Annotated in this window: 14 protein-coding genes and 1 pseudogene; 7 read left to right on the top strand and 8 right to left on the bottom strand. The window is 60.4% G+C overall.

What is annotated here, in order from left to right:
- On the top strand, nt 1–251 hold a 251-nt coding region (locus OFAG_RS06810; protein WP_020995011.1), incomplete at its 5' end, for a tetratricopeptide repeat protein.
- 303 nt (nt 252–554) lie between these two features.
- Complete coding sequence (locus OFAG_RS06805; RefSeq protein WP_005877090.1) at nt 555–1,649, top strand: DUF2806 domain-containing protein; 1,095 nt, start codon at nt 555–557, stop codon at nt 1,647–1,649.
- Between the two features lie 231 nt (nt 1,650–1,880).
- On the opposite strand, the gene OFAG_RS06800 is transcribed toward OFAG_RS06805, so the two are convergent.
- The 7 genes from OFAG_RS06800 to OFAG_RS12890 all read right to left on the bottom strand — a co-directional run bounded on the left by OFAG_RS06800 (nt 1,881) and on the right by OFAG_RS12890 (nt 16,363).
- Complete coding sequence (locus OFAG_RS06800) at nt 1,881–2,279, bottom strand: alpha/beta hydrolase (RefSeq protein ID WP_005877092.1); 399 nt, start codon at nt 2,277–2,279, stop codon at nt 1,881–1,883.
- Nucleotides 2,280–2,984: 705 nt separating this feature from the next.
- Complete coding sequence (locus OFAG_RS06790; RefSeq protein WP_020995009.1) at nt 2,985–6,851, bottom strand: ATP-binding protein; 3,867 nt, start codon at nt 6,849–6,851, stop codon at nt 2,985–2,987.
- Nucleotides 6,852–8,271: 1,420 nt separating this feature from the next.
- A complete protein-coding gene (locus tag OFAG_RS12895) occupies nt 8,272–11,451 on the bottom strand; it encodes a S8 family serine peptidase (protein ID WP_020995007.1) in 3,180 nt (1,059 codons plus the stop codon).
- Nucleotides 11,452–12,739: 1,288 nt separating this feature from the next.
- Nucleotides 12,740–13,405: a RusA family crossover junction endodeoxyribonuclease gene (locus OFAG_RS06755; protein WP_005877102.1), complete on the bottom strand. Its 666-nt coding sequence runs from the start codon at nt 13,403–13,405 to the stop codon at nt 12,740–12,742.
- The gene (locus tag OFAG_RS06750) at nt 13,402–13,791 is read right to left on the bottom strand and encodes a hypothetical protein (RefSeq protein WP_005877104.1); all 390 of its coding nucleotides are present in this window, start codon (nt 13,789–13,791) and stop codon (nt 13,402–13,404) included. Before OFAG_RS06750 ends, OFAG_RS06755 begins: the two co-directional genes overlap by 4 nt.
- Nucleotides 13,792–14,318: 527 nt before the next feature.
- On the bottom strand, nt 14,319–15,023 hold the full coding sequence (locus tag OFAG_RS06740; protein ID WP_005877107.1) for a hypothetical protein: 705 nt from the start codon (nt 15,021–15,023) through the stop codon (nt 14,319–14,321).
- Nucleotides 15,024–15,148: 125 nt separating this feature from the next.
- Nucleotides 15,149–16,363, bottom strand: a complete 1,215-nt coding sequence (locus OFAG_RS12890) for a YdaU family protein (RefSeq protein WP_005877109.1) — start codon at nt 16,361–16,363, stop codon at nt 15,149–15,151.
- Nucleotides 16,364–16,845: 482 nt separating this feature from the next.
- Between OFAG_RS12890 and OFAG_RS06725 the strand changes: the two genes are divergently transcribed.
- Nucleotides 16,846–17,583, top strand: coding sequence for a LexA family protein (locus OFAG_RS06725; RefSeq protein ID WP_005877110.1), 738 nt, complete (start codon nt 16,846–16,848; stop codon nt 17,581–17,583).
- Between the two features lie 358 nt (nt 17,584–17,941).
- Here the strand turns inward: OFAG_RS06725 and OFAG_RS13425 are convergent, their stop codons facing one another.
- Nucleotides 17,942–18,361, bottom strand: a complete 420-nt coding sequence (locus OFAG_RS13425; RefSeq protein ID WP_155979192.1) for a hypothetical protein — start codon at nt 18,359–18,361, stop codon at nt 17,942–17,944.
- A gap of 459 nt (nt 18,362–18,820) precedes the next feature.
- Between OFAG_RS13425 and OFAG_RS06715 the strand changes: the two genes are divergently transcribed.
- The 4 genes and pseudogenes from OFAG_RS06715 to OFAG_RS14110 form a co-directional block, all read left to right on the top strand.
- The gene (locus tag OFAG_RS06715) at nt 18,821–19,075 is read left to right on the top strand and encodes a hypothetical protein (protein WP_005877111.1); all 255 of its coding nucleotides are present in this window, start codon (nt 18,821–18,823) and stop codon (nt 19,073–19,075) included.
- A gap of 6 nt (nt 19,076–19,081) precedes the next feature.
- The gene (locus tag OFAG_RS06710; protein ID WP_005877112.1) at nt 19,082–19,345 is read left to right on the top strand and encodes a hypothetical protein; all 264 of its coding nucleotides are present in this window, start codon (nt 19,082–19,084) and stop codon (nt 19,343–19,345) included.
- A 639-nt stretch (nt 19,346–19,984) separates the two neighbouring features.
- Nucleotides 19,985–20,173 carry a hypothetical protein gene (locus OFAG_RS13800; RefSeq protein ID WP_147617671.1) on the top strand — a complete coding sequence of 63 codons (189 nt, stop codon included), beginning with the start codon at nt 19,985–19,987 and terminating at the stop codon, nt 20,171–20,173.
- Between the two features lie 207 nt (nt 20,174–20,380).
- A pseudogene (locus OFAG_RS14110) lies at nt 20,381–20,933 on the top strand (hypothetical protein); the annotation flags it as partial.

Below are 20,933 nucleotides of genomic sequence, written 5' to 3'. Positions count from 1 at the left end.
CCAAAGCCCGGTATCTGCTAGGGGACGCCTATGAAACAGGGCACGGCATCGCAAGGGATTGCGAGCGTGCCCTCTTCTGGTACAAAAAAGCGGCCGAAAACGGCGAGATCATGGCGATGGACCGGCTCTCCAAAATCTATGGGACCGGCTTGTGCGATCAGGCCGAAAACCCTGAAGAAAGCATGAAGTGGCTGAAAAAGTCCGGCGCCATCAAACGCGACATTCTGAAACATTCCGCCCAAAAGAAGTGACGCGCCAGCCAACACCGGTGTGCGTCAACCCGGTATCCTGAACCGGGATATCCGCCACCCTTTTGTCCTCGCAACTCAATGCCACTCAAAACGGGCGACACGAAAAGGCCGCCCAAAAAAGACAGCCCGCCGGAAACCGCTCAAAGCCGCGATGGCTCCCGATACCGGGAAGACACGGCTTTTCCGGAACCCGCCCGGCAAGGCCGGCGCCATGACCGCTCCTCCCGCCGGGCCTTCTGACACGATGACAGCGACCCCGTTTTATTGTTAAAATGACAATATCATCATAACCGGACGCATCCCATGACCGGAAAAGACACCCCTGAAAACCGGGTCAACGTCCAGTTCGACGTCAACGCCGTCAAACTGGCGGACGTTTCCTGCGACATGACCCCGCTTGCGGAAGGCCTCGGCAAAACGGCAGGCGCGATCCCGCGTTTCATCCACCGGCTGTGCGTGCTGATATTCGGCGACGCCTATACCGACCGGATTTGCCGCGACATGAAAAAACAGGCGCAGGCCGAATACGAAAGCGAAGCCATCAGAAAGGGAACGCTCAGGCTGTTTGCCGACGGCTCGACAGTTCCGGCCGCGCCGTGCCCCCCTGCCGCAACGCCCGCCCGGATGGCGAGGCGGCACAAAAAAGACGTCGAGACCGGCAATCTGCTGGCCTGCGCCGCCGAAGCGGCGCACGTGCTGGCGGCAATAGAAGCGTCCGGCCGGACGCCGCCGCCCGGCCTGTCGGAAACCTTCGTCAACCGCTGGAAAAACGAGGCGCAATTCGTATCGGAAAACGAACTCCGGCATTTGTGGGGAACGATACTGGCCGGTGAAATCGCCGCGCCCGGATCGGTCAGCCTGAAAACGCTGGACATCGTAAAAACCGTCTCGAAAGAAGACGCCGACGCGTTCGCCAGCCTCTGCGACCATGTGCTCGACGGAGACTGCTACCTTGCCCCGACCGTTTACGCCGCGACCCCGGAAGGCATACAGGAAAAAACCGGCTACTGCCTCGAAAGGCTCGACACCCTGGAAGAACTCGGATTCATCCAGGCCCCCTCGCCCCTTGCGCTGGACAAGCGGCGGCTGATCCCGGAAAACGGAACCGTCTGGCTCGATTACGGCCCTTTCTCTTTCTGCCTGAAAAGCCCGGCCGAAATCCGCCTGTCCATGAACCTGCTGAAACCGGCCGGGAAAGAACTCTGCCGCATCGTCCGGCAGGTAACGCTGCAAAAAGCCGAACACCTCGCCCGCCTCATGCTGGACTATGACGAATTCCGCGAAACCGACGCCATCGCCATCTATGAAAAAACCGGGACAACCCGGACGGATGGACGGCAGGAACTCGTCCTGAAAACCGCGATCGACCGGAAAAAGCCCCCTGAAGCGGCCTGCTGAAACAGGCGATCCGGAAGCCGCCTTGCCCGCTGCCGCGCTCCCTTTCCCCTCCAGCGCCTTGCCCGGCCATATGCCTTGTCCGGGCCGACAGGGAACCGGGACAAGCCCGGCACGAAAACGGCCGCCGCCAGCGCCGCGTTTCCGGTTTCAAAATCCGCTTGCCCGCCAAACGCGCCAGCTCCGCAAAGCGCCGTTTTCAGGCGTTTTCCCTTTCCCCGCCCCGTTAGCCGGTCACAGGGATCGGCCGAAAAAATCCACCAGCTTCGCCACCACCTGCGAAACGTATTCCGGCCTGTCGTACAAATCGACATGGCTTGCCCCGGCGATTTTCACCCGCTCTTTCGGCTCGTTCGCCTTCGCGTAAGCCGCCTCGCTGAAATAGATCGTATCGGCATGACTGCCGACAATCAGGAGCACCGGCCGCGGCGCAACCGTATCGAGATGGGCGAAAGCGTCGAACGCCGCCAGCCTGTCGTTGCTTGTCAAAAGCATTTTATTCACCGACGTGGGATAGGCGCACCCCGGCGTGCGGTCATACTCATACGCTTCCCGCTGGATAACCGACGTGCTTTCATCAATATCGGCCTGATCCCGGTAAAAACACCCCGGCCCATCCCCCCGGCCCCGCATTCTTCCCGCGCTTGCCCCCTACCGGCGCGCCTTGCCATCCCGAAGGGGAAAATCCCCAAACACCTGAAACCGCCATATCCCCATTCAACGCGACCAAAAGGGCCGCCGCCATTCAGGCAAGCGGCCCCCGCCCCATGCCGATCCGGTTTTCAGGAAACGGGAACGGTTTTCGCCATGCCGGAAAAACGGGGAAGCAAAAAAGGCATAATGAATGAGACCCGTGAATATAACGGAAAAATCATGGCGGACAGGAAAGCGGCCCAAAAAGCCCCGAACGCCTTCGCCGGCCGGCGTTCCGGTACCCGATATAAACACGACCGGCGGAAAACCGCCTGCCTGACAAAAGACGTCCGTTTCGGGCCAATGGCGAATACCAGTGACCGCACCGGCGCGGAAAAACCCGTTTTCCGGAAAGCAAGAGACGCCGCCCGCCGCCATAAGGACAAAACGCACCGGACACCGCGCGCCCTGAAGCACCCTGCCGTAACCGAAATGGCGAACCCGTCCAAAACGTGTCCGTCCGAATACGACAAACCCCCTCCGGCTCTGCCTGACAAAAAAATCACCGGAGCCACTAAAGCACGCGCCGGAAAAACCATGCATGAGTCCGGCAAAGCCATAACCCGCCGATTTCGCGCGGAAACGCCCGCCCCGTCCCCTTCCGGAAAAAAACGGCACAGGCCCGCCCGCAAAACCCGGCGCCCCTTAGGCCGGCACAAACCCGTCCAGCACCTTCAGCATCCGCTCCACATCCACCGGCTTGCTCAAATGGCCGTTCATCCCGCTTTGCAGGGTCTGCTTCAGATCCTCGTCGAACGCGTTGGCCGTCATCGCGATCACCGGCACACTCCGGGCGTCGTCTTTTCCGGAAACGCGGATCTGCCGCGTCGCCTCCAGCCCGTCCATCACCGGCATGCGCACATCCATCAGAATCACGTCGTAATAACCGGCCGGACGCGAAAGAAACGCGTCCAGGGCCAGCTGGCCGTTCTCCGCCGTCTCGACCGCAAAGCCGTGCATTTCCAAAAGCGACACGGCAATCTCCCGGTTCAACTCATTGTCTTCCACCACCAGCACCCGCTTGCCGGAAAAATCCCGCGAAACGACCGGTTCTTCCACAGGCTTTTTCGCTTCCAGATCCCGCCATTCCCCGGCCAGCTTCAAAGGCAGCGTGAAATAGAACTCGGAACCCTTCCCGGGTTCGCTTTCCACCTCCAGCGAACCGCCCATCATCTTGACCAGCGAACTGGAAATCGTCAGCCCCAGCCCCGTTCCGCCGTAACGCATGGACGTGCTTTCATTGCCCTGCTCGAACGAATTGAAAATCCGCCTGATCGCCTCCGGCGCGATCCCGATTCCCGTATCCTTCACCGAAAACCGGACAAAAACCATCCCGTCCTTCTTCTCGATCAGCCGGGCATGGGCAAAAATGCTGCCGGATTCGGTAAACTTGACGGCATTGCCGATAATATTGACAAACACCTGAGTGAAACGCAAAACGTCCAGATACACGGGACAATGGAGGGGAAACCGCAAACCGAACGACAGGGACAGGCCCTTCAGTTCCGCCGGAGCGCGCATCATGCCGTCCAGCTGCGCCTCCACCTGTTCCAGCAGCACCGGTTCCAGATTCAGTTCCACCTTGCCGCTTTCGATACGCGACATTTCCAGAATATCGTTTATCAGCCCGAGCAGATAGCGGTTGGACTGCTCGATCTTGTCCAGACAGTCCATAACGCGCTCCCGGTCGCCCAAAACCGACTTGGCAATCGTCGTCATTCCCGAAATCGCGTTCATCGGCGTGCGGATCTCGTGCGACATCCGGGACAGGAAATCCGTTTTCGCCTTTGAGACCGCATCGGCCCGGGCTTTCAGGATAAACGACGAAACAATCCGGGAAATTTCCTTCAACACCCTCTTGTGCTCATCCGTCCACACAAAACCCGCCTGGCCGCTCTCGAACGAAAAACAGCCGCCGCACACCCCCACATCCCAGATGGGACAACGCAAGGTCGAAGACATCACCGTCGCCGGATTGAACGGTTCATAACAAAAACCTTCGCTGTCGTATTCGTCCGGCAGCGAAGCCAGCCGCGCCTCGTCCAGATAAAACGTCTCGTCCAGTTGCAAATCGGCCTTCCTTGTCGCCCACTGGTAGGAATAATGGAAACTGCGGTACGCGTAATCGACTTCGGCAATCGAGACCCTGTCCACCCCGCAAGTCTTGCCCAGCTTCGCCAGCAACAGATTGACCGCATCGTCCAGCCGCCGGGCTTTCCCCAGCAAATCCAGCGCCAGATCGGACAGGTTTTCCCGGACACTCGCGCCGGAAGAATCAATGGAATTGAGCAAATAGGCGTCCGGATACACCTGCGTCAACATGGCCCCCAGTTCATTACTCGTATCCAGATAACAGGCCGCCTGCCCTTTCCCGTGCGTCTTGACATATTGCAGCGTACTTTCCGCGCAGCGGTAAAGCCCGTTATATTCGTCCACCACCGCCGTCACGCACATCCCGATACTGGCCGAAATGCGGAGATCGTCGTCACGGCTTGAAAAAAGGCCGGCAATTCTGGCGGCAATCGCCGGCCCCAGAACCGTGGCGCCCGCCTTGTCGCAATGCCTGACAAAAAGCATGAATTCATCGCCACCCAGCCGCAGCGCCACATCGTCCGGCCCGATTAAAGACGTCAGGATATCGGCCACTTCCCGCAGCACCATATCCCCGAAAACGCTGCCCTCGATCTCGTTGACCCGGCCGAAATCGTCCATATCCAGAATCATCAGCGCGCACACCGTTTCCGGCGGCTTCGTTTCCATGAAAGCGCGGATTTCGCGCAAGCCCGCCTCGCGCGTGTAAAGTCCCGTCATCGCGTCCAGCGAACGGGCCTTCTCAAGCGCCCGCTCCATCTCCCGGGCATGCGTGATATTTTCGACAATCCCCACGGCAGACACCGGCCGGTCGTCGCCGTCGTACTCGACAATCGACATCGTCAGGCGCGCCCAGACAGCGCCGTCGTCCAGCCTGAACTCGACCGTAACCGGCGACTCGCCCGCACCGACCCGGCAATACAGGTCGCGGTGCATTTCCCGGTCGGCTTCATACACCCGTTCCGCGATAAAACTTTCCGGCATATCGTCATACCGGGCGCGAAGGCCATACATCTCGCGAAGACGTTCCGGCACGAGCGCACAGCGCTCTTTCGGATAATAAAAGAACTCGGTGATCGCCGTTCCGGCCAGCACCCTCCTGAGCATCTCCCCGGTATTTTTATTGGCCTGCAAAAGCGCCCGGTTCTCCTGTTCGGCCCGCTTTCGGTAATCAATATCCAGATAAACACTCTGGATGATACGTTCGCCGTTTTCCGCCGAAAGCAGCTCGGCCGTACCGATAATCCAGCACGGAACCCCGTTCCTCTTCAGCTGGCGGTATTCGAAATCCACCTTGTCCCCGGGAACGCGGAGCGTCTCCAGACCGGCGGCCACCGTTTCGCGTTCGCTCTCGCTGGCGATCATGCCAAGCAAATCCCAGCTGTTTTTCGCCCAGAACGCTTCCTCGCCATAGCCGAAAATCCGGATCGCCTCGCGGTTGGCCCGCAAAAAAGACACGGATCCGTCGGCATTTTGGCGGTACTGCACGATCCCGCACATCACCGACTGGAACAATTCATTGTAACTGTCCGCCTGCCGCCGTTTTTCGGCAATCTCCCGCTCAAGCTGGCGGCGCATTTCCACCTCCTGCGTCACCTCCCTGACCACCGAAAGACAGACCGGACGCCCGTCCTGCGCCACACTCTCGCGGCCGATATCATTCACCCAGATCCAGCTGCCGTCGCTTTTCGCCATCCGGTAAACGACTTCATATTCCTCGCCGCGGGAAAACGCCTCGTCCACCGCGCGGCAGACATACTCGCGATCGTCCGGATGAATCCCGTTGATCACATGCCCGTCAATGGCCGCCACAAAATCGTCATACCTGGCAAAACCGAGATGATCGAGCATATGCCGGTTCACGAAATACAGCGGAAAACCCGCTTCCAGATACCCGCCCAGCATGCCGCCGGCAATACTGTTATTCAACATGCCCAGCGACTCGTCCCGGATATTCCCGACCATCGACCACTGATGATTGGTGACCGTACGGCTCGTGAAATACTCCTCGCCCGTTCCCTTTTCCCGGATCGGGGACGCGTGCAGCGACAGAATCTTCCAGCCGGCCTCCCTTTCCCGCACAAGAGCCGTCGCATGAAACGGCGCGGCAAACCCCGAATCGCTATCGCCCTTGCGGCGCAACACGAACGACAGTTTCACCTCCGCCACCCCGTTTGCCACCATCCGGGACATCACCGCGTCATAAACGATCTCGCACAGCCAGGGCTGCGCCCGGATCGCTGCCTGCAAAACCTGCGATACCGCCTCGCGCCCGGTCACCGTCCCGCCGGTACCCACCCCGATCCAGTGAACATCCTCATCCTGATACGACAGGGCTTTTGCAAACCGGCCATCGGAAAGATAAGCGGCGAAAAACGCCTTGACCGTCTCCTCCGCCCGTTCCCTTTGTCCCCGCTCCATTCCCATCCTTTCTGAAAATCCTGCCGCCGGCGCCGGAAATGTCCGTCCGCGTCGCCCTGGAACCGCACCGAAAAGGAAACGCCCTTTTCCCCTGAAAAACCCCGCCGGAAAACAGAAGGCCCGCCATCCCGGAAGAGCCGCTGCCGGCCCCGCCCCCGGCCTTTACGGCCACCTCCGGCAAAACGCGAAAGAAGTGTATATCCGCTTCATTCTACAAACATTGCCCGGCACGCGCAAACAAAAGAAACCGTCAGCAGGAAAGCGTGAAAAACAGGATGAACCAAAAAGGTGAAAAAGGGCTCCAAACCCGCCTGAATCCCCGGCTTGACGGTTTTTGGAAAACCGCTTGACTCCGGACAGTTCGGGTGAAAAGCCGGGAAAAAAGCGCGGGAAAAAGACGGAAAAACCCGCTCTGGATCGGGGAAAAACCCCTTGCCCAATAGCTGGAAAACCGCCTTCAAACGATTCACAACGCTTTCTTATCCGGCATGTGACGGAAATACCGTCCGGAAACCCAATCCAATACATCCCGAAACCAGACCCGCTGTATATCGTCCCGAAAACCCTTTTCGCCCCCCGCGTTCCCCTCCGGCAAAGCAATCGCACGAAACGGAACGGACGCCGGAACCGCCGGAAAAAATCCGGCGCGTCCCACCAGCGAAATCCCCCGGCAATCCCCCAAAAACGGACTCCAGAGCACCCGCGACAGGCGCCCCTTTCGCCAGACCTTCGCCACCACACGGAAACCGGCCGGGCTACCCCGGGAAAGCGAAAACACCGCCCCGGCAAACGCGCTTTGCCCGGCCATGCCCTTTTTCAGAACCGGAAAACCGCACCCTCCGCCAAAAGACAGCCGGCAATCCCCCAAAGACAAGCCCGACAAGAAAAAAACGGCCCGGCCACCGCCTGCCACAAGCCGGTAGCGAAATACCCTGCCGCCCGCCTGACCAGTCCACCGCCCGCCTGCCGCGTCCCGGCGGCAGGCCCATCCGGAACGCGGCGGACAGCCGTTTCCCGAAAAACGCGTCCGGGAAAAACCGTCCTTTCCCTTCGGCCCTGCGGCCAAGAGACATTTCCCGTAACCGGCGCAAGACACCGGAAAAGAAAAAACCCAAACCGGCCAAAACAAAACAGGAAGCCGGACCCATCCGGCAAGAGAGGAAAACAGGAAAACCGGCCGGAATGGCCCGTCTTTCCGGACAGGCAAACGGTATATCAGGCGGCCATTTTCCCTTCAAACGGTCTTGGCCCCCCTGAAAACCCGCAAACGGGAAACCCGGCGCTGGCCGGCCCCATCGCTACGGTTTCCGCCGTCAAATCCGGCTATCCGCCGCTTGCCTGAAGACAAGACAAAAACAACCCGCACCGGGCACATTCACCCGCGGCGAACCGGCAGCCGGGACACAGCCCGGCCGGCACATCAGAAAGTCCAGCCCAGATTGACATGACCGTAAAGCGTGTCCCCCCCTCGTCCTGACAGCTCGCTTCCGGCCGTGACGGAGAAAAACATATCCCGGTCCGTGACAAAACTGACGCCCGCGCCGAGACTGACGCTGTCGCGGCAGGGCGTCCTGACCACATACGGGAAATCCGCGCCCGCCGCCTCCGCGAACGAGGCATGAATCGTGCCAGCCCGCCCGAGCAGTTCGTGGTTCCAGGCAGCGGAAAAATGGCCCTGCCAGGCAAGATGTTCATTCAGTCCGGTCCTTTCTGTCACCAGACGGCCGCCCAGACTGAAGCGCAACGAATGGAAAGCCGCGGCGTCCAGATCGAGACGGGTGCCCATGCCGCCGTCTTCCTTCAGGGAAGGATGAGACGCGAAAGCGTAATCCAGCGCGGCGAAAGGCCCGGCGCGGAACCTCCCGAAATCCCCTTCATACCCGGCCCCGGCACGGAGCGTGCCGGAAAACCCCGTCCAGTTTTCCGTGTTTTCCCGGGCATATCCATCAAAGGCGATTCTCCGTTCCATTTTCCAGTTCTCCACACCGGCGCGTCCGGTACCGAACACATGCCAGCCACCCCAGTCCGCCGGGGCATACACCCCCTGCACACCCAGGTACACCCCCTCGCTTTCCGCCTCCCCGTTCGTCTCGCCGTGTACGGACAAGTCATTGCCCGCGACATGCCAGCCCACCGTCAGCCCGTCCGGCGTGCTCCGCTGCGCGCCGCCAATCAGCCCGGCATAACTGGCATCATAGCCATCCATGCCCCGGCGGCCGTGCTGATTCCCCCTCGCGCCATACGGTTGCGCAAAAACATGCCAGTTGCCATCCGCCTGCCGTTTTCCGGAAAAGACGCCCGACATGACCATATCGGATAAAGTGCGCTGCACGTCGAAGCTGGCCAGCGCCACACTGCCGTAAGCGCCGGGAGAAAGCTGTTTCAGGGCATGGCGGACGCCACTGCCGTCAGGCGCCGTAAAATCCAGCACGGAAAACAGGTCCCGCATATCGCCCTGCGCCACCGTGACGGCATAATCCAGCGCGCGGCCCGTGCTGGCGGCATTGCCATCCGGCGCGTAACGGCGGTAGGCGTCGGGAGCGCGGCCCACATCCAGAACGGCATAAGCTCCCGTCATGTCATGGTCCCCAAGCCTGAATTCCAGAGTGGGCGACATGTTCAGCACACCGACCAGACCGAAACCTCCCGTCGTGGAACCCGTCGCCGTCACCATCTTCTCCAGCCTCAGCGACAGGGCGTTGGGGTAAAAAACCTGTTGCCGGGGCGCCAAAAGGAGACTGCCCGCCAGATCGGCATGAGCCGCCTCCAGCGCGCCACGGCCACCCTGCGGATCGAACGCAACAAGCAGCGTCCCCGCCTCATCCTGCCTATACGTCCCCACGGTCAGCGTCTCCCCCCGCCAGCCCGGCACCACCGTGCCCCGGTTCAGCAGGGTCTGGCGGATATCGCCGTCACCCAGCAACATCCCCTCGCCACGCACCAGCACATCACTCTTTTCCAGTACGCCGCCCGTGCCGTCGGCCCGTCTCGCCACGACCAGATTGCCCCCGTCCACCAGAGTGGCCCCGCCATACGTATTCTCGCCGCTTAAAACAAGCGTGCCCGCGCCGGTCTTGCGAAGCCCCACCTCCCTGCCGTCCAGCGCCAGGGCATCCCCGTTATCGCTGCCGCCGGTCTGCAAATCGGCATGGTGGTATCCGTCTTCCCATTTCCGCTCGCTGATATCATTGCTGAACTCGGCGAAATAGCCACGGGTGTCGAACGTCTCCAGCGCATCCCGTCTCCCGCTTCCCAGCTCCGGCACATCCATGACATCCGCCGCGCTCATGCGGTTGGCGTCCAGCCGCGCGATACCGCGCACGGCCTTGCCCGCGTCCAGAATGCCCTGACCGAAAACCTGCTCCCTGCTCAGGTACTCGACCACGGGAGGCCTCGCGTCCATCATCCCGTACAGATCCTCCAGCGTATATCCCACCCAGGCTTCGGGATGCTGGTTGAAAGCCTTCCTGACCCACTCTTTGACCTGCTCTGTATCGGGAGGCGTGCCCGGGTTTGGCTGGTCGATGAAGCGGACATAGACCGTTTCGCTATCATCCATGGAAACGATATATTCCGGCGCACGAAAACGGTTATTGGCTGTCGTCAGCACGGCATCGGCCAGTTGCTTGCCCGTCATCCAGGGATAGGCCTGCTGAACCAGCGCCAGTGTCGCGCTGACCGCGGGAGCGGCCATCGACGTGCCGGAATCCGGCATATACCCGTTGTCCGACGCGTCAAGAGAGACGATCAGACTGCCGGGAGCCATGACCGTCCACAGCTCGGCCCCGCCCGCCAGATTGTTGAAAAAGGGAACGGCCGCCTCCTTGAGAACCAGCTCTCCCTGATCATCCCGCGTGATAGCCTCACTGTCCAGCGCGCCCACACTGATCCAGTTGCCCAGAGCGGAGCCGGCATAACGCGGCAGCAGCGCGTTTATGATAGGGCTGTTCCTGCCTTCGTTACTGGCTGCGAAAACGATGACGGATTCGGGGTAATCAAGGGCGTGGTCAAAAAGGGCGCCCAGATCCGGATCAATGGCCTCTAAAACCTCCTCACGGCTGGCATCCTTCGACGTGACCGGATCATAATAACGCTCCCACATCAAATACCCCCAACTGTTGTTGAAGATGCGCACCTCGGGCCGGGCGGCGAAATAGGCATCAAAGTCCAGTAAAATAGCCTCGCCGCTGTCTGTCAGGAAAGGGCCTCCCCAAAGTGCCGCGTCAAAGGCAACGCCGTGCATGCCGACGCCATCCCGCCGGGCCGCAATGATACCCCCGACATGGCTGCCATGCGTATCCTGACGCCAGTCCGGCCGGAAAAGCTCGCCCGACCCGTCAATGAAAGCGGGAGCCATTGCCACCTTGCCCGCCAGCTCGGGATGGTCGCTACGGATCGCCTCATCAATAACCCCCACCGTCACACCCGCCCCGGTATAGCCCAAAGCATAGGCTTCGGCGGCATTGATGACGTCCAGCACGCCGCTCCGTTCATATTCCGCTGTCCTGAAACTCTCCGGTGTGGCCGCGGCAACGGAACCGGCCAGCGCCAGACAGAACAAAACCGCCCCAAGGCAAGTAGTCGCTGTTTTTACAGGCATAAAAGGATTGTTTACCAAACGCGGCCCCAAACACCACACCGGACCATATCACTTGAACACGGGGAACACTCCGCTGCCCCCGCACCGCTGGCAGGATACCGGTATCAAACTATAATAGAAGATCGAAAATGACGCAATTTGCCCCAGATCGCCTGACGGGCTTTCCCGCCGCCGCCCCATAAACCGCCCGGGTGGACAGCGGGAAAAATCCTCTGCGGCCGGCCCGTTTTCCGGAATGGAACGCTCCGTTTCCGAACCCTCCCTTTCAACCGCGAAACCGGCCCGCCCGCGTGTTTGTCCGCGGCAAGACAGCGTGCCTTTCAATCCAGCGGGAAACCCGTCATCAAGACCGCCCTGCCCGTCTTCCCCGTTGCCCGACGCACGCGTTTTCCGCTACGGACACAGGCATTCCCTCCTCCCCGGGCAGGGCGGCCCCCTTTAGCCTTCAGCCAAACCCGGCACCCGTCCCGGGCAGGACAGACCCGGGCTATCGGAACATCCTCCGGAAGCGGGCGGTCTGACCGCCATCCCCGTTTCCTTCCCGATTCGGCCATCCTGTCCGGCTTTTCCGCCCGGCCGTCAACCTCCGCGGACGTCAGATGCCGCATTCCCGGAACCTCTCTGGCAAAATCCGTCAAAAGCGCCCCTGTCCGCCATATCGGACAAGACCCGGCACAACACGCGCACCCGTATTGCGTCCCGGCCCCTCCCCGCCAGCCCCATGCCAGAAAACGCCCTGACCGGCCTCACCCGCGCCGCTCACCCGGGCGTCACCGCCACACCGTACCGATCCAGCCTTGCCGCAAGCGCCTTAAACCGCATGCCCGCTCCCCTGAAGCACAGCGGGACTGATTTCCGGATGAACCGGATTCGATTTCCGGCCAGTATTGCCGTCACCCTTTCCCAAAAAGGCCTGATAAATCGTTTGACGGCGGTTTTTCAGCCATATAACCCATATAACAAGGGATTTTTTCCCGACCCAAAGCGGCATTCTCCATCTTTTTCCCGCGGTTTTTTCCCGCCCTTTCACCCGAACCGTCCCGACATCACCATGCTTTACAAAAACCGCCACCCCCCATTCACACGGGTTTCAGGCCGCTTTCGACTTTTTTGTCCATCCCGTTCCCGGCGCCTCCCGGTAGCTTCCCGGCAACCCGGCTCCCCCTTCCCGCCCACTCACGGCCCCCCGCGAAACCTCCCCTTTCCGCGGGCCGAAACAGCAACCCTCCCCGCTTTCTCCCGACGCCCTTTTTCCGCCGGACAACCCGCCCCTGTCAGCTTGCCCCCATCAGACCCGCGTCAGGAAATGCGGCTGGAGCGTCACCCAGTCATCGGATCGCCTGTCGTCAACATACTCGCAAATCACCCGTTCAAAATGATCGTGCTTGCTGGAGCCATTCAGATACCGGCGCACTTCCGCCAGCCTGCCCGAGGGCGTCCTCACCCGGCAATTGGGCGGAAACCGCTCCGGCAGGGACAAGGCGTCTTCCGACACCTTTTCCGCCCGGGAAGCGGGCGTCTCCCCCGCCCGTTCCCCCTCCATCGACTCGACCCACAATTCAATACGCGCCTCCCCGTCGGGAACCGCCCTCTCCCCCTCGATATGCCTGACCAGCCGGTCGTTTTCGAAAACGATCCCTTCCAGCGCGTCAAACAAAATCTTCTGCGCATTATCCAGATCAATACACTGCACCGAATCGTCCCACCGGGCCGGATTGGCCCGCGCCCGCCGTTTCCAGTCCAGAGGACGCTTCGGATACAGCACATACGACACACTCACCCGTCCCTGAAAAGGGTGGAGAATACCGGCTTCCCGTGCCAGACGCCGCACCCGCTTCCGGTACGATTCCGCCTCCGGACTCACCATCGTCACCGGCTGCATGCACCCCTGAGGCCACACCGTCCGCCAGTAACGGTTCGCCGAAACCGGATAAGGCAAAGTCAGCGCGATCATCTCAGCTCCCGTATCCGGAACAGCCACTCGTCCATGCCCTCGCGCCTGAACCGGACAGGCGAGACCGCGCCATGCTGCCGGAACCGGGCCGACTCGCTCCCGCTTCGCTTCACCCCCTCGACGCGCACCCGTACCGGTCTGGGCTCGTCCCGCCCCGAACCGTAACCCCAGACCCGCACCATCGTCGTTTCCAGAACCATCCAGTCCGCCACGCGGATGGGACGCCCCTCAACAACCATTTCATTGATCCGGTTGCGGATCGTATCGTGCGACAGCGACAGGGCGCGCGCCAGACCCGCAATCGTCATCGGCTCCCCTGCCAGCGTCTTTTCAATCATCGCCTTCTGGCTTTCCTTGCGCCTCATGCATTTTCCCGATTTCGTCATGACTTTCTCTCTCCTTTACCAAACGATACCAAGCTGTCTGTCCGAAGCGGCGCGACGCCGCCCCTCCCTCTTTTCCGGCCGGCCCGTGTCCCCCCGTCCGGCACGGCAACCCTTCCCTTCTTTCCGGCCCTTGATCCCGTACCGGACATTTCCGGCCGCTTCCGCCCGCGCTTCCCGCCCGCCTGCCGGAAACCCCGGCCTTTCCCGCAACCGCCACCCCGTTACCCGGCAAAGCGCCCGACCCCTTTCGCGCTGCCGGACAACCCCGACAGCCCGGCCACTTCCGCGCCCATCGCATGCCGGCACACGCACCACCCCCGTCCGGAAAACGGCGCTCCCTTCTTTCGCCTTCCCGAAAAGGCGCGGGACGCCTTTTTCCAACCCCTCGCCCTTTCTCACCGACTTTTCTCACCGACTTTTCTTGCCGACTTTTCTTGCCGTTCCTTTTCCCGTTCCTTTTCCCGTTCCTTTTCCCGGCCGCTGCGGCATTCCCGCAACAGGCGGCAAACCCGGCCCCCTTTTCTCCGTTACAGCGCTTCCGGGCGGCCGGGAAAACCGGATGGTTCTCCATCCGGCCGCGCAAGCCGCCCTTTCGCGGCTTTGCCACCCCCTCCCTTTTCCGCAGGCCGCCCCCTGAGAAGCCGTTTCAGTTCCCCCAAACGACGCCGCGCCGTTTCCCTGTCCGTCAGGTTCCTGCCGGGTGAGGCCAGCGCCTCACGCGCGACGGGCACCGGGGGCAACTCCGCCTCCATCTGCCGCTTCCCGGCCCATATCCGCGACCAGCGGTTTTTTGCCGCCGCCCAGGACATCGACCGCAAATCATAAAAACCGAACGCCACCGCCGCCCAGTAAAGCGCCCTGTCGGGCCAGACGTCCTCCCCCGAAAAACGGCGGCTCACCAGTTCCTGCGCAAGCGAAAACGCCCTTTCGGCATCGGCCTCAGGCCGGCAAAGCGTCAGAAACTCCGGCAGGGAAGGCGGCCAGGGGCGACTGCCGCAACCGGCCAGCCCCGCCCGGATCTCCCGCCCCGTCAACCCGGCCAGCGCTTTGGCCCACAGGGATTTCACACGCGCCACATCCGTATGACGCCACATGTCCGCGAAACGCGAACCGTAAAGCGCCTCGAATTCGGAAAACAGCGCCTCCACCTCCGCCAAAGACGCCTCGCTCCCCTGCCGGGCCATCCTTTCCCGTCCAGCCCCTTCCGTCCCTTTTGCCTCTTTCCCGTTCATGTTCCCTCCAGCGTGTCGCCCCGGCGCCCTTGCCCTGCCGGCAGTCCCCGTCCCCTGCCGGCCTTTTTCATGAAAAAGGCGAAAAAAGCCGGAAGAGGCCACGCGTTCCTGCCCGGCCCGCCCATTCAGTCCGGGCCGCCGCTTTCATCCGCCAGACGCCTTCCCCCGTCCTCCACCAAACGGGCCGCGCCCTCCAGCGTCGTCCTCCCCGTCAATTCATCCAGCACCTGCCGCCTCTCCGCTGAAACACAGCGCAGACCGTGCGCCCGCGCTCCCCGCGCCCTTATCGAACCGGCGTCCCTTGCCCAGCGCTCCACAATCTTCACCACATAAGCCGCGCCGATGCGCTCGTTCGGCCGCGCCCGCCTCGCTTCGGCGCACGCCGCCTTCACCGTTTCTTCCGCCACACCCTGACCGGCCAGCGCCATGAGACGGGGATCGCCTGCCGCCGCCACAATCCCTTCCTCACGCATCACCCTGGCCAGCGCGGCACAGGCTCCCGAAACCGTCTGCGAGCTCCCCCACCCTTTTGCCGGTTTGCCGCCACCCTCATCAACATGGCCCGGGCTTGCCGTCTCCGCGCCGCCCGCCCGGGCAGCCAGCCCCTCCCCGGCAAAACCGTCCACATCGTCCCAAAAAGCCTCATCCCCGCCCTCCTTTTCACGGACGAGCCCGCTTTTGGACGAAAAAAAAACGTCTTCAGGCAAATGTGTTGCAAGATTGCCGCATCCTTTTGCGGTCTGGTTATGGTTATGGTTATGGCTGTGGCTATGGCTCGGTTCACGAGCGAAACCGGCCCCGTCGCACGATCCCTCTTCGTCGCCGGTACAGGACGTCGTCCCACGATCCGTGGGCAAAACAGGTTGCGGATCGGAAATGACTTGCGTATGATTCACTTTGCACACTCCAAACACTTTATCAGGCTCATGAAGGAGATCGCCCAAGACACCGTTACCCCTTTCTTCCGGCTCCGTGTCTCCGTCCACGGGGCGGTTTGCCGTTCCAGACCTTATCCGGCGTCTTTTTTCCTCGCGCGCCAGCGCAATCTGGCGATTGACTTCCGCCTGCCTTTCCGCCTTTTCGATTTCCACCGCCGCGCGGCGGTTCACCAAACCGTTTCCGGCCGTTTCCCAGAACTGGGACGCCACCGAATCAATCGCCTTTTTCTCGGTCGCGCCCGCCGCCCGCAAAAGACGATACAGGGCTTTCCGCTCAGCCGGCAGCGGCTTTCCCGTGGCATAGTAAGCGTCCAGCATCAGCCGGTATGCGCCGTGCTCCGTCAGCGTCAGATGGCCTGTATCCCGCTGGTAATCCCCGATATAATGCTTGTAAAAATTCATCGGCACGGCTCCGTTCCGGCAAAACGCGTTGCCCTGCCCTCCCCCGGTTTTGGGAAACGGCGAGCCGAAACCGGCCTGAACACCCCCGTTCCTTCCCGCCGCAACCGGAAAAGGACTCCGGCAAAACTTTCAGACAAATCCATAAACACCCTTTTAAAAAAACCGCTTTCCGGTCTGATCCCGGAACAATTCAATCCATATCGGGTCCAACCTCCTGCCCCTTCCCTGACTTTTCTCATGACAGACGCTAAAAAGACGGCTTCAACAAGGGAAAGCGCCAGAAAAAACGCCGGAAGAAAACGCCCGATACCTTTTTGCAAATTATTGTTTTACAATTATTTTTCAGGGAAACCCGACGCCACGTTGAAAAAAGCGGTTTTCCCTGAACGGAGCCAACCCGCTTTAGCTGATATAATAGACCATATAAGGCCTTAAATCAAGCCGGACAAGGTCTATAACCCGACAAAAATGAGTGGAAACCGATGAACGATACAAAAAGAAAAACCAAGGAAATCGTTGCCGAACAGCTCGATTTGCTGATGAAACAGAATCCTCATCTGGGCACCCAGATGAAACTGGCCAAAAAGACCGGCATCGGGCAAACGACCATTGGCCGGATCCGGCGCGGCGAAGTCAATGCCACCGCGGAAAACCTCCGTGCGATCGCCGACGCTTTCAGCGTCACCGTCGGCTTTTTGTACGGCGAAGAGACCATCCACGGCATCCACATGGACGCGGACGGCCCGGCGGAGGCGCCCCTGCCGCCTGAAGTCAAACCCGGCTATTCCGGCCCCCCTCCCGACAAGGTCGGGCAATTGCCCCTGATTTCGTGGGTACGCGCCGGCAACTGGTCGGAAACCATCGACAACTTCGCGCCGGGAGACGCCGAGGAATGGATACCCTGTCCCTTCAAGCACAGCAGGCATGCCTTTATCCTGCAAGTCGTCGGCAAAAGCATGTACAACCCGGGCGGCGAGCGCTCCTACAACGACGGCGACTACATTGCCGTCGATCCCTGCCGTGAAGCGCAAAACGGCAGCCTGGTCGTTGTCCGGCTGGACGACGACAACACGGCCACCTTCAAACAGCTTCTGATCGAGCCGAACGGGGAAAGAATGCTGATGGCGCTGAACCCTTCATGGCCGAACCGGATCATGCACGTCAACGCAAACGCCACCATTTGTGGCGTCGTGATCGGAAAATGGACAAAAGAAGCCTGACCGGAAAAAATGCCGGTTTTCCTTTTATAGCCGGACAGGTCACCATAAAAAAGGCCGAAACCTCCCTGTTTCCTGTCCGGCAAAACCTGCCGTTTCCAGCCTGATCTTCCGGCCTGATCTTCCAGGCTCCGATCCCCCTGGCAGAAGAACCGGCCTGTCCTGCCAGCCCCTTCCGCCCCCTTAACGGATCAGGCATGCGCTTTTTGCGCGTCTTCCTTTCATTCCATTCGGCAAGCGCGCAAGAACGGCCCCCTGTCGTGGCCCCTTTAACATTAAATGGCTTAACCTCCTGTTTTACATGAAAAAATATATTCTGCAAGTTTATTCTCAAATCGGTAATATTGATGTACAGTAACTTTCAGGTGATCGTAACACCTCGTAACCCCTTTTTCCGGAAGACGGCATTCGCGTTCTCCCCGTTCGCTCCAACTGGCAGGAAGTGTTTTTTTTCAAACACTCCGGCCGGTATGGAAAGCGGCCCATCCCTTCCGGGTTTCCCGTCCAGACCGTTTTTTCCCTTGTCTTTCCCGGCAAAATGTCCGCCAGGATAAAAAAAGAACGCGAACACAGGCGCCGCCGGCGAAAAAACCTTCCACCTTCCACCTTCCACCTTCCACCTTCCACCTTCCACCTTCCACCTTCCACCTTCCACCTTCCACCTTCCACCTTCCACCTTCCACCTTCCACCTTCCACCTTCCACCTTCCACCTTCCACCTTCCACCTTCCACCTTCCACCTTCCACCTTCCACCTTCCACCTTCCACCTTCCACCTTCCACCTTCCACCTCCCACCTTCCGCCTTCCGCCTTCCGCCTTCCGCCTCCCCCTTATCTTGCCGCGCCCGCAACAGCCAGCCGCGGCAAGCTGTTGCGTTCCCCCCACGATGCCCACAAAAAAACTGCCGGACAAACCGGCCCGGCATTCCGTCCGGAAAACGGCGCAAACCGTTCCCCGGCCTGCCCCCCTTCGTACCGGCTCCCGACCTGGCGCCGCGCCGTCGGGATTATACGAACGCATCAAACTTGCATTCACACGACAGGCACGGTAAATTAGCCGGAAGGTGCTCGTAATCACCTGTAACCCGTCCGATGCAAATCGGATCGTTTCCGTTCGTCTCCTGACGGGCGGGAGTATGGCTAATAAAAAACTCCTTTCCGGAGAAATACGCCTGCCGGTGGTTACGACGGTTACGAGCTCCCGCCCGACCCCTTTTGGGTCATCGCAAACGGGAGCAAACATGAGCAATCAACAAGCCTTTTCCCTTTCCAGCACATTAAACGTCGATCATCTGGCGCTGGTCGTCGATGCCCGCAAAATCATCGGCATCGTGTTCGATCTGGCGGTTGAAGCAAAACGGGGGCTGACCCCGGAAGAATGCGAGTGTCTGGCTGCCGTCAACCGGCTTTTCGATGAATGCGCCGACGCCTGCCTTGAGCATCTTTACGCTGAAAAACCGGGCCGTCCCTCCGAAAAACCTGCGCCAACGAAGTGAGGTCATATGGACAATCATCTGGACAAATGGGAAAAACTCATCAAAAACAAAGCGTACATCACCGACCTCGGCAAAAACTGCATCATGGAATTCCACACCGTTCACGCTGTCGTGGGCCGTTACATCGTCTGGCTGCCGAAACCGAACAGTGACCGGCACTTCATTGCGGAAGAAGGGAACAACCTGGAAGAACTGATGGAAAAATACAATATCCCGCTCCAGCGCGTCCAGCGTCTGGGCGCGTTCATAAAAGAAGAACACAAGGCATAAAAACCCGAAAAGGCCCCATCCGGAAGCACCTTGCCGCCCCTCCTGCCGGAAACCGCCATCCTGCAAAAACCGCTTCCCCCCTGCCATCCGGCACAGGCTGCCCGGCCATCCTTACCCTTGCCGAAACCGAATGCCGCCGCCTGATTATCGCCTTTGCCCGCATAATCCGTCACCACGCCAAAGCGAAAACAGTCCCCGAAAAGCCCGAAAGCGGCTCCATCCCTCCTCCCCGAACCGCCACACCGGACACCCGTCCGTCCCGGGCCGCGCCCTCTCCTTCGGCCCCTGCGCGCGGACATCCGCCACAAGTCCCGCCAAACCCCCATACCGTCTCTTTGGCAAGCCCCCACCGTCATCGCCCGAAGCCGGCACATCCGCGCCCGGGAAACAGATTGTCCGGAACCGTACTGACCGCGCCCGACTATCCGTCCATCGAAAAAATTCCGGCACATCAGCCGAAACAGGCGGCATTGCCCCCAGCCTCACCAGCGCGAGCCAGTGCGGCCAGCCGGCACATCCTGCCAACCGGAAAACCGGCCTTGACCGGCATCGCACGGTTTCTCCAGACCATCAAATCCCCCCAAAAAAACCCGGCGGCACACACAGCCGCCCCGACGCCGCCACACCCGCCAGACCGGCATGAATCATTTTCAAGCCATTGAACCCAACCCGTTTGCCGTCCCTTTTTTGGGATGTGCCCTCTCCGCACAAAACGCCGCGACAAACAGGGCAGTCCCTGTTTCGCCTCATTTTTCCAAAACCCCACAAACCTGCCGCCATCTTTTGCCGCGTCTGGCCATCCTGACCCAATACGTCAACAGGCCCTAACAGATACGGATTCATTTTCGCCGTCACAAACACCGGCCTGACAAGGGACTCCACCTTTCCCGACACCGCCATACCGGCGGCATTCCCCCTTCGGGGAAACTTCTTTCGCCGGGCGGATTTTTTCGTTCTCCCCGCTCTCAGGGCTGTGCCGGCGACAGGTTTCCTGCCGGAGGCTGACAAGCCATTCATGCATTCGATACGGGACTCTTGACCGCCGCGAAAACGCCGTCCATCAAAACAGGACAACAGGCCCGACGGATCGGCCCGGAAAAGCCGGAAAAGCCGGAAAAGCCGGAAAAGCCGGAAAAACGGGGAAAACGGGGAAAACGGGGAAAACGGGGAAAACGGGGAAAACGGGAAAACGGGAAAACGGGAAAACGGGAAAACGGGAAACGGGAAAACGGGAAACGGGAAACGGGAAACGGGAAACGGGAAACGGGAAACGGGAAACGGGAAACGGGAAACGGGAAACGGGAAACGGGAAACGGGAAACGGGAAACGGGAAACGGGAAACGGGAAACGGGAAACGGGAAACGGGAAACGGGAAACGGGAAACGGGAAACGGAAACGGGAAACGGGAAACGGGAAAACGGGGAAAACGGGGAAAACAGGGAAAACAGGGAAAACAGGAAAGCGGAAAGCGGAAAGCGGAAAGCGGAAAGCGGAAAGCGGAAAGCGGAAAGCGGAAAGCGGAAAGCGGAAAGCGGAAAGCGGAAAGCGGAAAGCGGAAAGCGGAAAGCGGAAAGCGGAAAGCGGAAAG

The sequence above is a fragment of the Oxalobacter paraformigenes genome, from assembly GCF_000158475.2.
GTDB lineage: Bacteria > Pseudomonadota > Gammaproteobacteria > Burkholderiales > Burkholderiaceae_D > Oxalobacter > Oxalobacter paraformigenes.
The sequence above is the reverse complement of the archived record's forward strand: the minus strand, read 5'-3'. Positions and strand labels throughout refer to the sequence as shown.